The 14,050-nt window shown below is 70.2% G+C and carries 11 protein-coding genes; 4 read left to right on the forward strand and 7 right to left on the reverse strand.

Going from position 1 to position 14,050, the window contains the following annotated elements; genetic code table 11:
- Nucleotides 1-10 precede the first annotated feature (10 nt).
- The 4 genes from rsmG (at nt 11) to AB0J12_RS18365 (ending at nt 4,111) form a co-directional block, all read left to right on the forward strand.
- Nucleotides 11-727, forward strand: a complete 717-nt coding sequence (gene rsmG / locus AB0J12_RS18350) for a 16S rRNA (guanine(527)-N(7))-methyltransferase RsmG (protein WP_363265326.1) — start codon at nt 11-13, stop codon at nt 725-727.
- A gap of 299 nt (nt 728-1,026) precedes the next feature.
- Nucleotides 1,027-2,100 carry an AAA family ATPase gene (locus AB0J12_RS18355; protein ID WP_363265412.1) on the forward strand — a complete coding sequence of 358 codons (1,074 nt, stop codon included), beginning with the start codon at nt 1,027-1,029 and terminating at the stop codon, nt 2,098-2,100.
- A complete protein-coding gene (locus AB0J12_RS18360) occupies nt 2,097-3,194 on the forward strand; it encodes a ParB/RepB/Spo0J family partition protein (RefSeq protein WP_363265327.1) in 1,098 nt (365 codons plus the stop codon). The genes AB0J12_RS18355 and AB0J12_RS18360 overlap by 4 nt, the downstream gene beginning before the upstream one ends.
- A 299-nt stretch (nt 3,195-3,493) precedes the next feature.
- Nucleotides 3,494-4,111, forward strand: a complete 618-nt coding sequence (locus tag AB0J12_RS18365; protein WP_363265328.1) for a GNAT family N-acetyltransferase — start codon at nt 3,494-3,496, stop codon at nt 4,109-4,111.
- 63 nt (nt 4,112-4,174) lie between these two features.
- Here AB0J12_RS18365 and trxA read toward each other — a convergent pair whose 3' ends face one another.
- From trxA to AB0J12_RS18400, 7 genes are all read right to left on the reverse strand, one after another.
- Nucleotides 4,175-4,501 carry a thioredoxin gene (trxA, locus tag AB0J12_RS18370; RefSeq protein ID WP_363265329.1) on the reverse strand — a complete coding sequence of 109 codons (327 nt, stop codon included), beginning with the start codon at nt 4,499-4,501 and terminating at the stop codon, nt 4,175-4,177.
- 44 nt (nt 4,502-4,545) lie between these two features.
- Complete coding sequence (gene trxB / locus AB0J12_RS18375) at nt 4,546-5,517, reverse strand: thioredoxin-disulfide reductase (RefSeq protein ID WP_363265330.1); 972 nt, start codon at nt 5,515-5,517, stop codon at nt 4,546-4,548.
- A 126-nt stretch (nt 5,518-5,643) separates the two neighbouring features.
- Nucleotides 5,644-6,555, reverse strand: a complete 912-nt coding sequence (locus AB0J12_RS18380) for a hypothetical protein (RefSeq protein WP_363265331.1) — start codon at nt 6,553-6,555, stop codon at nt 5,644-5,646.
- Complete coding sequence (sigM, locus tag AB0J12_RS18385) at nt 6,552-7,277, reverse strand: RNA polymerase sigma factor SigM (protein WP_363265332.1); 726 nt, start codon at nt 7,275-7,277, stop codon at nt 6,552-6,554. The genes AB0J12_RS18380 and sigM overlap by 4 nt, the downstream gene beginning before the upstream one ends.
- 26 nt (nt 7,278-7,303) lie before the next feature.
- Nucleotides 7,304-9,025 (reverse strand): protein kinase family protein, encoded by a 1,722-nt coding sequence (locus tag AB0J12_RS18390; protein WP_363265333.1) that lies wholly within the window; start codon nt 9,023-9,025, stop codon nt 7,304-7,306.
- A gap of 136 nt (nt 9,026-9,161) precedes the next feature.
- A complete protein-coding gene (gene murJ, locus AB0J12_RS18395; protein ID WP_363265334.1) occupies nt 9,162-11,480 on the reverse strand; it encodes a murein biosynthesis integral membrane protein MurJ in 2,319 nt (772 codons plus the stop codon).
- 43 nt (nt 11,481-11,523) lie between these two features.
- On the reverse strand, nt 11,524-13,929 hold the full coding sequence (locus tag AB0J12_RS18400; RefSeq protein ID WP_363265335.1) for a DUF6049 family protein: 2,406 nt from the start codon (nt 13,927-13,929) through the stop codon (nt 11,524-11,526).
- Nucleotides 13,930-14,050 lie beyond the last annotated feature (121 nt).

The following is a 14,050-nucleotide window of genomic DNA, read 5'->3' on the forward strand; positions in this document are numbered from 1 at the left end:
GACGGTCCCCGTGACGGAGGCAGCGGAGCTCCCCCCTGCGCCCGAGCAGGCGCGCGACGTGTTCGGTGATCGCTTCACGGATGCGGTCCGATACGCCGAGCTCCTGGCCGAGGCCGGTGTGCAGCGTGGGCTCATCGGGCCGCGGGAGGTGCCGCGCCTGTGGGAGCGGCACCTGCTGAACTGTGCGGTGCTCTCGGAGGTCGTTCCTGAGGGGGTGACCGTGTGCGATGTGGGCTCCGGTGCGGGCCTGCCCGGCATCCCGCTGGCGCTCGTGCGTGAGGACATCAAGATCACGCTGCTGGAGCCACTGCTGCGGCGCACGACCTTCCTCACGGAGGTCGTGGAGCTGCTCGGGCTCGACCACGTCACCGTGGTGCGCGGACGCGCCGAGGAGGTCATGGGCAAGCTGACTCCCGTCCACGTCGTCACGGCCCGCGCGGTCGCCCCGCTGGACCGGCTGGCCGCCTGGGGCATCCCGCTGCTGCGTCCCTACGGCGAGATGCTCGCGCTCAAGGGCGACACGGCTGAGGAGGAGCTGAAGAGCGCGGCCACGGCACTGAGCAAGCTGGGTGCGGTGGAGACGTCGATCCTGCATGTGGGTGAGGGCGTGGTGGATCCCCTGTCGACCGTGGTGCGGGTCGAGGTCGGCGAGAGCCCCGGCGGCGTGCGGTTCGCGGCGAAGCGTGCGAAGGCGGCACGGACGGGCCGGACACGCCGACGGCGTTGATCGTCTCCGACGCCGAGACGTACTCCACACAAGCTGCCCGGGCTACGCGCGACGGAGTGTCGTCGACAGTTCGGCCTGCGGTGCTGTGCATCGTGTTTCACGTGAAACGTCGCTCACTGCTGCACGGCATCATCAGTCGGGGCCGCGCTGCGGCCGAACCCCGCGACCGTAAGCCCCTCGGTTCACTCGATGAGACGCCTGTCGAGGAGCCAAGGTCCGCCCTGGGGGGCACAGAGTTGTCCACAGAGGTGGATTTCTCCACAGAAGACCAGACCTCACTGGTTCATGACCCCGAAGGCATGCGAGGCTCTGTTCATTGCGAGCCTGAAGTCGAGGAGAGTGAATCCTTGCGGTCCGACGCCAACATCGCGGGACCGATGACCGATCCGGTCCCCGGTCCCCGTACTGAGTCGATGGAGGACGATGTTTCACGTGAAACACCGCCCCCCATGGACGACACTCCGATCGGTCGTGCTGCCCAACTGGCGGTGGAGGCTCTGGGCCGCGCCGGCGAAGGTCTGCCACGACCGGAGCAGACCCGTGTGATCGTGGTCGCCAACCAGAAGGGCGGCGTCGGCAAGACGACGACGACCGTCAACCTCGCCGCCTCGCTGGCACTGCACGGCGGCCGGGTACTGGTGGTCGACCTCGATCCGCAGGGCAACGCGTCCACCGCGCTGGGCATCGACCACCACGCCGAAGTTCCGTCCATCTATGACGTGTTGGTCGACAGCAGGCCACTCGCCGAAGTCGTGCAGCCGGTCCCCGATGTCGAGGGCCTTTTCTGCGCCCCCGCCACCATCGATCTCGCCGGTGCGGAGATCGAGTTGGTCTCGCTCGTGGCGCGCGAGAGCCGGCTGCAGCGGGCGATCCAGGCTTACGAGCAGCCGCTGGACTACATCCTCATCGACTGCCCGCCCTCGCTCGGCCTGCTGACGGTCAACGCGCTCGTCGCGGGCCAGGAGGTCCTGATCCCGATCCAGTGCGAGTACTACGCACTGGAAGGCCTGGGCCAACTGCTGCGCAACGTCGATCTGGTGCGGGGACACCTCAACCCCACGCTGCATGTGTCGACCATCCTGCTCACCATGTACGACGGCCGGACGCGCCTGGCGTCTCAGGTCGCCGAAGAGGTGCGCACCCACTTCGGTGACGAGGTGCTGCGGACGAGCATCCCTCGCTCGGTCCGTATCTCCGAGGCACCGAGCTATGGGCAGACGGTTCTGACCTACGATCCGGGGTCGAGCGGTGCGCTGTCCTATCTTGAGGCGGCACGAGAGATCGCGCTGAGGGGCGTCGGCGTCAGTTATGAGGCGGCGCACGCCCACATCGGCGCCCAGAGCAACCCGAACATGGTGGAGGGCATCCAGTGAGCGACCGACGGAGGGGGCTGGGACGTGGACTCGGCGCGCTGATTCCTGCTGCCCCGACCGAGAAGACACCAGCCGCGACGGCCTTGGGAGGTGGCGCGTCGGCATCCCCCGCGTCGGTCCCGCTGCTGACGAGCGACCGTGGAGTGGCCGCCGCCAGGCTGGCCACGCTCCCCTCTGTTTCACGTGAAACAGAGGAACCGACGGCATCCGCGCCGGAGATGCCTGCGCCTCCTCTCGGAGCCCACTTCGCGGAGATCCCTCTCGACGCCATCCGGCCGAACCCGGAACAGCCCCGTAAGGTTTTCGACGAGGAGGCACTGGCGGAGCTCATCACCTCCATCAAGGAAGTCGGTCTCCTCCAGCCGGTCGTCGTCCGGCAGGTCGGCCCGGCCCAGTACGAACTCATCATGGGGGAGCGCCGCTGGCGGGCCTGCCGTGAGGCGGGGCTGGACGCCATCCCGGCGATCGTGCGGGCCACGGAGGACGAGAAGCTCCTCCTGGACGCGCTGCTGGAGAACCTGCACCGGGCGCAGCTGAACCCGATCGAAGAGGCGGCCGCCTACGATCAGCTGCTGAAGGACTTCAACTGCACCCACGACCAGCTGGCGGACCGCATCGGCCGTTCCCGCCCGCAGGTCTCCAACACGCTGCGTCTGCTGAAGCTGTCGCCCAAGGTGCAGAACATGGTGGCCGCGGGCGTGCTGTCGGCCGGTCATGCGCGGGCGCTGCTCGGCGTCGACGACCTCGAGGATCAGGACCGGCTGGCCCACCGCATCGTTGCCGAGGGGCTCTCGGTGCGGTCGGTGGAGGAGATCGTGACCCTGATGGGGTCGCGCCCGCAGAAGGCTCAGCGTGCCAAGGGCCCGCGGGCCGGCGGTCGGCTCTCCCCGGCGTTGTCCGATCTCGCGAGCCGGCTCTCGGACCGTTTCGAGACGCGGGTGAAGGTCGACCTGGGCCAGAAGAAGGGCAAGATCACTGTCGAGTTCGCCTCCGTGGAAGACCTCGAGCGGATCCTCGGCACGCTCGCCCCGGGCGAGGGGCCGGTGCTGTCCAGGAGCCTCCAGGACGACGGTGCTGAGGAGTCCGACGCCTGATCACCTTGCGGGAGCGGGCCGTGTCCGGTGTGTACCGGAACACGGCCCGCTCTTTGCTTTCTGCCGGTATCGATGCAATCGCATCGTGGATACGATGCGTTGAGGTATGGCGCATCCACCTGGCAGGCACCTTTGAGTGGGAGGCGGGGAGCCGTGCGAACGATGAGCCGGACCGGGCTGGTGAGCGCGGGACTGGGGCTGGGCGCGGTCGGCGGCTTCGTCGGCAGCCTGCTCAGGGAACGGAGTGCTCTGTCAGCCGCCCGTGGTTCGGCGAGCGAAGAAAGCGAGGAACAGCCTTCATGGGGCGTCGGCTCGTACCGCTCACGCTGGACAACCTTCAGGACCTTCCCAAGCGTTGTCGCTCGTGTGTCTTCTGGGAGCTCGATCCCGTCTGTGGCGAAGCCGCGATAAAGGCCGGCACACCGGCTCTGGAGAAGGAAGCCTGGATCTCCGCGGTCCTGCTCGACTGGGGCTCCTGCGGCCGGGTCGTCTACGTGGACGACAAGCCGGTGGGCTATGTGCTCTACGCGCCGCCCGCCTACGTGCCCCGCTCTACTGCCTTTCCCACCAGCCCGGTCTCGCCGGACGCCGTGCAGCTGATCACCGCCTTCATCCTGCCGGGATACCAGGGGCAGGGGCTGGGCCGGGTGATGGTCCAGACGGTCGCCAAGGATCTGCTGCGCCGCGGGTTCAAGGCCATCGAGGCGTTCGGGGACGCCCGCTGGAAGGAGCCGGCCTGTCTGCTGCCCGCCGACCATCTGCTGGCCGTGGGCTTCAAGACGGTCCGCCAGCATCCTGCGCATCCGCGGCTGCGGCTGGAGCTGCGCTCCACGCTGTCGTGGAAGGAAGACGTGGAGCTGGCGTTGGACCGTCTGCTGGGCGCGGTGCAGAAGGAGCCGGCGCTGCGACCGCTGTAATCCTCCACGACATGAAAGGGGCCGGCCCTTGAGGGCCGGCCCCTTGATGTTTCACGTGAAACGTCAGCCGATGAAGTCTTCGAGATCGCGCACGATGGCGGCCTTCGGCTTGGCGCCGACGATGGTCTTGGCGACCTCGCCGTTCTGGTAGACGTTCAGCGTCGGGATGGACATCACGCCGTACTTGGCGGCCGTCGCCGGGTTCTCGTCGATGTTGAGCTTGACGACCTCGATCTTGTCGCCGTACTCGGCCGCGATCGCCGCGAGAGACGGAGCGATCTGGCGGCACGGGCCGCACCAGGCGGCCCAGAAGTCCACCAGGACAGGCTTGTCGCTCTTGAGGACGTCCTGAGCGAAGGAGTCGTCGGTCACGTTCTTCAGGTCGGCCACGGTGGGCTCTCCTTAATCGGTCGGTGCGTGGGGCGGAAGGGGGATCAGACGGAGGTCTTCTCGGGCTCTGCCTGCTGCTCGTTGTCGGCGAGGGCAGCGAGGTAGCGCTCGGCGTCCAGGGCGGCGGAGCAGCCGGTGCCGGCCGCGGTGATCGCCTGGCGGTAGGTGTGGTCGACCACGTCACCGGCGCCGAAGACACCGGTGAGGTTCGTCCGGGTGGAGGGCGCGGCGACCTTGAGGTAGCCCTCCTCGTCCAGGTCCAGCTGGCCCTTGAACAGCTCGGTGCGCGGGTCGTGACCGATCGCGATGAACAGACCGGTCACCGGCAGGTCCGAGAGCTCGCCGGTCTTGAGGTTGCGCAGCTTCAGGCCGGACAGCTTCTGCTCGCCCTGGATCTCGGCCACCTCGCTGTCCCAGACGAACTTGATCTTCGGGTCGGCGAAGGCGCGCTCCTGCATGGCCTTGGAGGCACGCAGCGTGTCGCGGCGGTGGACGACGGTCACGGACTTGGCGAACCGCGAGAGGAAGGTGGCCTCCTCCATCGCGGTGTCACCGCCGCCGATCACGGCGATGTCCTGGTCCCTGAAGAAGAAGCCGTCACAAGTGGCACACCAGGAGACACCGCGGCCGGACAGCGCGTCCTCGTTCGGCAGGCCCAGCTTGCGGTGCTGGGAGCCGGTAGTGACGATCACGGCCTTGGCCTGGTGCACCGTGCCGGCGGTGTCGGTGACGGTCTTGATCTCACCGGTGAGGTCGACGGAGACGATGTCGTCCGGGATCAGCTCGGCACCGAAGCGCTCGGCCTGGGCGCGCATGTTGTCCATGAGCTCGGGGCCCATGATGCCGTCGCGGAAGCCCGGGAAGTTCTCCACCTCGGTCGTGTTCATCAAGGCGCCACCCGCGGTCACGGCGCCCTCGAACACCAGGGGCTTCAGCGACGCGCGCGCGGTGTACAGCGCCGCCGTGTAACCGGCGGGCCCGGAGCCGATGATGATCACGTTACGGACGTCGCTCACGGCTTGGTTCCTCGTCTCTGGACTGCGTCGTACGGCCGGTGGAGCCCCTTCAGAACTCTCACCCCACCCAACGGATCCTAAGGGGCGTGCATTCCCGCCGTGTCCGTGCACACGGGCGGGCTGTCCTCAGGGACGCGTGTACGAGTTGTTGAGCAGCACCTTGGCGGTGCCGGCCGAGGGATGGGCGACGCAGGTGGCGTCCATGAGGTAGGCGTCGACCCGGTTCACGTCGGAGGTGTCGGGCACCACGACGAGCAGCGCGTCCTTGCCCTGGAAGGTGCCTGTCTCGGTGCCCAGGGCGGCATCGTCGCGGCCGAGGCCCCGGCGGACGCACTCGGGGACCGTGGGCCCGGAGCGGAACACCTTGGGCTGCTCGGTGCCGGTCCTGGAGTCCGCACCGAAGCTGTGTGGCGTGCGCGAGCCGTCCCCGGACCTCTGCTGCTGGGCGAGCAGCCGGTCGACCTGCTGTGACAGCCTGGCCTCGGAGAAGGTGTCCGCAGCGGAGGACTGGTGCTGCTGTGCCGTCGTGCCGGAGGTGCCGCCGGTCAGCGTGGACACCAGGAGAGCACCGAGCCCGACAGCGGCAGCCGCGCAGGCGGCGCTGATGAGCCCGACCGTACGGCGGCTGCGGCGCGGACGCTGCTTGCGCCCGGGCCCCGTGGTGGCGGTACGGGCGTGTCCGGCGGGGCGGTCGGAGACGGTCGCTGTTTCACGTGAAACATGCGCATCGTGCTCGCTGACCGAGGAAGCGGCCGCCTCTTCGGAGCGCTCCTCCGGAGTGGTCGCGCTCAGCAGGGCCTCGGCGGCAAGGGCGGCGTCGATGCGGCCGGCGACATCGGCCGGCATCCGCGGCGGGCCCGGCAGCGTGCCGAGCAGCCCGCGGATCTCCTCCAGCGACGCGTAGACGTCCGCGCACAGCTCACACGAATCCAGATGCCGCCGGACGTCCGTGCTCCGCGCCGGCGGGAGCAGTCCCTCGGCGAGGTCGGAGATCTCGGCGACATCCGGGTGCCCGGCCATGTCCGTCGTGGATGTCACGCTCGCCCACCTCCGCCCTTCACAGCAGCTGAGTCGCTCGGTCCTGCCTCACCGGAACCCGGGTCGCCGGGTTCCGCTGCCGGTGGGACGGATGTCCCGTCCACCCGGTTCCGTCCCGCGTCCGGTTTTCCGCTGTCGGAGGCGTTTTCGGAGCGCAGATGGGTGAGCAGCGGAACCAGTCTGGCTCTGCCCCGGGCGCAGCGGCTCTTCACGGTCCCGGTCGGCACGTCGAGGATGCGGGCGGCCTCGGCGACGGGATACCCCTGCATGTCGACCAGCACCAGGGCGGCCCGCTGGTCGGCCGGGAGGGTGCCGAGCGCTTCCAGGAGCTGGCGGTGGAGGTCGTTGCGTTCCGCGGGCGCGGAGGCGGACTCGTGCGGCTCCAGCAGCTGCTCCAGCCGCTCGGTGTCGTCGACCGGCGAGGTCTTGCGGGAGGCGGCCTTGCGGGCGCGGTCGAGGCAGGCGTTCACCGTGATCCGGTGCAGCCAGGTCGTGACCGCCGACTGTCCGCGGAAGGTGTGGGCGGCCCGGTAGGCGGACACGAGGGCGTCCTGCACCGCGTCGGCGGCCTCCTCGCGGTCCCCGAGCGTACGCAGGGCCACCGCCCACAGCCGGTCCCGGTGGCGCCGCACGAGCTCACCGAAGGCGTCGGGGTCTCCCTGCGTATGACGGGCGAGCAACTCCTGATCGCTCACACCGTCGTATCCGCTGCCGTCCGCCATCCGACCCCCTCCCCCTCGGTGAGATGTCAGCCCTTGAACGTCACGTCGGTGACGGCCTGCTTCCAGCCCGCGCTGCTGTAGCCGTCCGAGGGCGCGTTCGGCACTGCCGTGATCCACAGCAGGACGTACCGCGTCTTCACCGTCTTCGACGCCTTCACGGTGAGCGAGGTGCCGCTCGTGGTGGCGGTGCCGATCTCCTGCATGCCGTCGATCGTCGTGGACGGCGTCAGGGAGTCGGTGGCGTACAGGTGGACGGTGGTGTGGTCACCGGGGTACCGGAGCGCTATCGACGCGGACTGGACCTCCTGCGCCGATCCGAGCTTGTAGACGATGCCCACGCCCGGCTTGTACGGGGCGAGCGTGGGCCCCTCGTTGTAGCGCTTGGTGCGCCAGTACGTGGAGCTGTCGCTGTCGTAGGTGTTGCCCACGTCCTCAGGAGCCTGGGGGGACCCCTCCGCCACGTACTCCTCGGCCTTCTCGATCTGGATCGGCTTGGTCGGCCTGTTCTGGTCGCCGGCCTTGCCGTTGCCGTCCGTGGTCTGGGTCTGGTCGGTGTCCTCGGCTGTGCCGCCCCGGTCCATCAGGGCGTCCGCGAGCTGCCAGCTGCCCAGCCCGAGCGCGGCGATCAGCAGGGCGGACACCGCCCACTTCAGCGCCTTGCCGGTACGGCTCTGCAGCGGGGGCGGCGGGGTGGGCACCGGCTGCGTGCCGCCCGGGTGCGCCGAGGGGCGGCCGTAGGAGCCCTGCTGGTACGTCGTGCGCTGGTATTCGGGCGGTGCGGTGAACGCCGGCTCCGGCGGGCGGATGCGGGGCATCTCGCCGATCGCCTTGACCAGTTCCTCCGGAGTGGTGCACGGCGCCTCGTGCCGGGAGGCGGTCGCCCCGTCGTTGACGAGGGCACGCATGGCGAGCTCGGACAGGCCGCGGTGGACACCGGCCCGTACCTGGTCGGGCGGGATCAGACCGAGGTCCTTGGGCAGACCGGACAGGCCGTAGGCGTCGTTCTCGTACGGCCAGCGCTGGGTGAGCGCCGCGTACAGCAGAGCGCCGATCGCCTCGGTGTCGGTGCGCTGCGGGGTGTCGGAGCTGACCCCGCGCAGCGCGGCGTTGACGGCCAGGCCGCGGATGCGCCACTGACCGGTGGAGGTGCGCAGCACGGCGTTGGGGTTCAGGCGCAGATGGGCGAGACCCTCGCGGTGGGCGGCGGCCATGGCGGCGGCGATCTGACTGACCATCTGGTAGGCGTCGTGCGGCTCCAGCGGGCCGCCGGCGAGCAGGGTGGTCAGTTCGGTGGCGTCGGGCAGCCACTCGTGGACGACGTAGACGAGGTCGTTCTCCTCGACGGCGTCCAGGACCTGCACGAAGCGGGGGTCGCCGAGCAATGCGGAGGAACGGGCCGCCGCCAGCACGGAGCGGGCCCGCGCGTGGTGGGCGGGCAGGACATGGATACCGACGGCGCGGCGCAGTTTCTCGTCGACCGCACGCCAACTGCTGAATCCGTCCAGACGGGTGACGCATTCCTCGAGACGGTAGCGTCTGGCCAGTTTGTGACCGCTGTGCAGCTCCGGCGGTGAGGCCTTTCCGGGATGTTCCGCCGTCCCACCACTCCCCTGTGCCTCGTCGATGTCCGTGTCCCGCTCCCGGTTCTGGGCCACCCCGTCGGCCGTGGACTGGTCCGCCTGTGCGGTCAGCGACTCGTCGTCGCTGTTGTCTGCCACGTCGACGGCAGCCGTGCTCCGTTCCGCCACCGTCGTTCCTGCCTCCCCATCCTTTGCGCGCCGTGCGACGACGAGCGCGCCGTCCGACGCCGAAACCAATTGTGCCCACAGTCCGCCGCTATGCACGACACACGGTGGCGTCCGTTGGTTGTGCGCCTACCCTCTCTCAGCGGCCCAGTCGTCCGCGCACCATACCCACGAGCGAGTTCAGTTCCTCGATACGCATACGGCGGGCGGCGGCGTAGAAGACGCCGAGCAGGACGACCCCACCGGCCAGCAGGGCCGCGAAGGAGCCGGCCACACCCTGGCCGAGCGCGTGCCCGATGCCGTAGCAGGCGGCGCCGCTGAGCGCGGCGGCCGGGACCGAGGCGATGCACAGCCGTGCGTAGGTGCGCAGGACCTGGGCCCCGTCCAGATCACCACCGAGGCGCTTGCGGAGCCGGGACCAGGCGACACCGACACCGATGGCGTAGGCCAGGCCGTACGCGGCGGCCATGCCGACCACGGCCCAGCGGGCCGGGAGCAGGAAGTAGCACAGCGCCGAGGCGCCGGCGTTGACCGCGGCCACGATGACCGTGTTGTAGAAGGGCGTGCGGGTGTCCTCGTAGGCGTAGAAGGCACGCAGTACGACGTACTGCACGGAGTACGGGACCAGGCCGAGGCCGAAGGCCATCAGCATGTAGCCCATGTTGGTGGCCTCGCTCGTGCCCGATGAGCCGAAGATCAGCGTGCACATCGGGATGCCGAGGGCCAGGAACCCGAAGGCGATGGGCACGATCGCGACGGCCGTGGTGCGCAGGCCCTGCGAGATGTCGTCCCGGACCGCACCGGTGTCGTCCTCGGCCGCCGAGCGGGAGATGCGCGGCAGCAGGGCGGCCATCAGCGACACCGTGATGATGGCCTGCGGCAGGCCCCAGATCAGCTGCGCGTTGGCGTAGGCGGCGAAGCCGGTGCCGTCGACCGGGGAGTGCTTTCCGGCGGCCGTGGACAAGTTGGTGACGACGATGGCGCCGGCCTGGTTCGCCAGGACGAACAGGAAGGTCCACTTGGCGAGGGTGACGGCCTTGCCCAGGCCGTGGCCGCGCCAGTCGAAGCGCAGCCGCAGCCGGAACCCGGTCTCCCGCAGGTACGGAATCATTGCCAGGGCCTGGACGACGAGCCCGAGCAGGATGCCGACGCCGAGGAGGCGCTGGCCCTCCGGCGGGATGTTGGTGACCTTCATGCCGGAGTCCGCGGCGGTGCCGTAGACCCAGATGAACATGCCCAGCGTCACGATGATGACGATGTTGTTCAGGACCGGGGTCCACATCATTGCGCCGAACTTGCCCCGGGCGTTGAGCACCTGGCCCATCACGACATGGATGCCCATGAAGAAGATGGACGGCACGAAGTAATGGACGAAGGTGATGCCCACGTCGTTGGCCGCCGGATCGCCGGCCACGGAGGGCGACAGCAGATGGACCAGCAGCGGCGCGGCGACGATTGCTGCTGCCGTCAGCAGCCCGAGTGCCACCATGACAAGCGTCAGCAGCCGGTTGGCGTAGGCCTCGCCGCCGTCCTCGTCGTCCTTCATGGCCCGGACGAGCTGCGGGACGAAGACGGAGTTCAGTCCACCGCCGACGGTCAGGATGTAGATCATCGTCGGCAGCTGGTAGGCGACCTGGAAGGTGTCACCGAGGAGGCCGACGCCGAGCGCGGAGACGATCAGCGCGGAACGGACGAAGCCGGTCAGGCGGGAGACCATCGTGCCCGCCGCCATCACGGCGCTCGACTTCAGCAGACCCGCGGCGCGGCCGCCCTTCTTCACCGGCGCGGCGGGCGCGGCGGACACGGCCGCCGGAGCCTCCACGTCGGCCGAGGCGTCCGCGGCGACGGGCGCGGCGGGGGTGGCGCCCAGATGGAGCGTCTGCTCGGCACTGTGCGCGGGCGGCGCCTGGTGCGGGCCCGCGGGTCCCTGCCCGGTGCCGGGTGCGGCCGCCGGACCCGGCACCGACGGCTGCTGCTCGTACGAGGGGTGGCCGGCGCTCTGCTGCTGGTCGCGGAAGAGGTGGGCGAAGGCATCCGGCTCGTGGCGGCCCTCGCCGGCCTGGCTGACGAGGTCGTCCACCCCCACGTACTGGGTGGTGCGGGGATCGTCGCCGAACGGCAGGTACTGGGTCGGGCCGTCCGGCTCCGGCGCGGGCGTCTGCGCCCACACGTGCGGGTCCGGGGCGTACGGCGACTGCTGCGGCTGCGCGTACAGCTGCTGCGCCGGCGGGAAGGTGCCCGGCGGGGGCGGGGGGTGCGCGGCACGGTCGTAGAGCGCCTCGGCGACCGGGTCCTGGGCGGAGAGGTCCTGCCCGCGGTAGGGGTCCTGGTCGTAGGCGTCCTGGAGGTACATGTCCGCGGGGTGCTGCGGCGGTACCGGGCCGTTCTCGGGCGGCGGGCCCTCGGGGTCCGAGCCGCCCACGGCCTGGCCGCGGTCACCGTCGTACGGCGCGTTCATGGTTACCCCACCTCATTGTCCCGGGCCCACGGCCACGACATCCTCAACGGTCCACTCTCTCACCCGTCCCGGACGGGTCCGGGCTTTCCGCTGCGGTGTCCGGTGTCGGGTCACTCGGCTGCGTACCGTCTGCCCCCGGGTGGGCGGCGGACTCTTGCGTGAGACGGTCCCGGGGGCCGTCCGGGTTCTCCTCGGCGGCCGCCGTCCCACCCGGTTCCTCGTCGGCGCCGCCGTTCTGCGGCGACTCGGCGTTCTCGGCGGTGCGGGCCGCGGCCCGCTTGCGCTGGGTGTACATCCGGAAGCCGGCCAGGACGAGCAGCAGGACGCCACCGCCGATGACCAGCATCACCGTGGCGGTGATCTCGGTGACCTTCACATCGAAGTAGACGGGGGAGCCGTATTTGCGGCCGTCCTCCGTGAACAGCTGGGCGATCACCGTGGTCTGGCCGTTGACGTTCGCGGACGTGGTGAACTTCACCGTCTGGCTGTGCCCGCCGGAGACCGTGACCGGCTGTTCGTCGAAGGCCCCGCCGCCGATCTTGAGGCGGGTGGGGTTGGTCGAGGTCAGCCGCAGCACCAGATGGTCGGAGCCCTGCAGCAGGTTGTTCTGCACGGACACCGGGATGGTGGCGCTGCGCCCGGACAGCTTGGTGTCGGACTTGTCGATCAGCTTCACCTGGTGGGCGAGCGTGTCCAGGTAGTCCTCCACGCCCCGGCGGAACGCCCGTGCCTCCCCGGCCCGGCCGCGCCACGACGTGGACATCTCGCGGTTCATGGCCCGGCCGAAGGGGGTCACGACCCGGGACGGGTCGGTGAGGATCACCTGGAAGTTGTCGAGCTTGTCCTGCGTGGCCGCGATCTGCGCGAAGGCCGACCGGGGCAGTTCCTGGCGGCGCAGCGACGACGGGTACGCCCACCCCGAGGGCATCGTCGTGGTGGCGTCCGGGTCGGGCTTGGCCTTCGCGGCCGCCGTCAGCTGCTGGGGCTGCGACCACGTGCTGCCCTGGAGCGCCGCCACGGCTTCCGCCATCGCCTGCGCCTGGCTCGCGGTCGGCATCCGCTGCGGGGCGACCACGATGCTGCGCTCCTTGTCGGACTGCTGGTTCAGCGCGAGGCTCTGCGCGAGGAACTGCTGCACCGCGAGCGAGGAGGCGGAGGCCGTGGTCAGGTCGCCCTGGAACTGTGTGGACAGCCGGGCGTCGGCCACGACCGCCGTGGTGCCGCCGCCGACGGGGCGGGCGGCGGACGGCGTGTAGGGCAGCCCGGCGGTATCCCGCAGGCTGTCGCTGCGCGCGATGACCTTGTCGGCGCCCGCCGAGGTGGCGACCTTCATGATCGACGGGTCGACGGCGCCGGCCACGGGCCAGGCGAAGTCGGTGGTCGGCGTGACGTGCAGCACGCTCTGCACCGTGATCGCCGCGACGTCGGTGGCCGCCTTCAGCTGGCTGAGCGAGCCGGTCACGCCGGTGCCGTTGTGGGCGAGGGAGGCCAGGTCCGGGTCCCCGAACGGCAGGGCGACGACCTCCTTGCCCGCCACCGCCTGCTGCAGCTCGGCGAGCCACTGCTTGGCCACCACCTGGTTGCGGCCCGGGGTCGCGGTCCCGTCGGCGCCCCGGACCTTGTAGCTGCCCGCCATCGCATCCACGGAGGCCAGCAGGTCGGGGTCGACCACCCAGGTCACGTTCAGGCTCTTGCCCAGCGCGACCATCTGCTCCAGGCGACCGCCCGGGGCGAGCTCCTTGGCCAGGTCGTCGTTGAGGAAGACCGGCGTCTGCTGCTCGCCCGGGCTCGTCTCGGCGGTCATCCGCACCGACGACATCAGGGGCCACAGGACGGTCGTCTTCGTCTTGGTGTCCGCCTCGTCGGGCTGCCACGGCAGGAAGGTCCGCTGGATGCCCATGACCTGTTCCCACGACTGCGTGGGCGTCTTCCCGGAGAGCGAGACGCCGAGCTGGTAGACGCCGTCGTCACCGAGGTCCAGCTTGTCCACCGGTACGGAGATGCTGAAGTGCTCGGCGACGCCGGGGGTGAGCTTGGCGAACTTCGCGATGTAGGTGCCGCCGATCTCCGAGCCGTCGGCGCCGGGCGTGTAGCCCGTGCGCTCGGCGGCGGCGTCGATCTCCGAGCGGGTGGACAGCTCCGGACCGACCCGCAGCCCCACGTGGGCGTCGGTGACCGCCTGCCGGCCGTTGTTCGTCACGGTGCCGGAGACCGTCAGGGTGTCACCGTCGGAGAGGGCACTCGGGGTGAGCGAATCCACAGCCACGGACACCGTGCGCGAGCCCGATGCGGCGGGTGCCGCATGCGGTGCGGCCGCGGCGGACGGTGCGGCGGGCAGCTGCACCAGCCCGGCCAGCAGAGGCACTCCTGTGAGCACGGCGGCGGTGCGCCGCAACCAGCGGCGGGCAGGTGAGGGACTGGTCCCCTGGATGTCTGCCGCCTCGGCCACGCGCTCGCCCGTCCCTCGTCGTCGTCAGTGGTCGTCGGAATGTGCGTCCACGCATGGTAACGATGCGCGCCGAGTGGAAGTGCCGCGGTCTGCGCCACAAGATCAGCGGCGGAGCACGCCA

Origin of the sequence: Streptomyces sp. NPDC049915 (assembly GCF_040656475.1) — a bacterium.
Classification (GTDB): domain Bacteria; phylum Actinomycetota; class Actinomycetes; order Streptomycetales; family Streptomycetaceae; genus Streptomyces.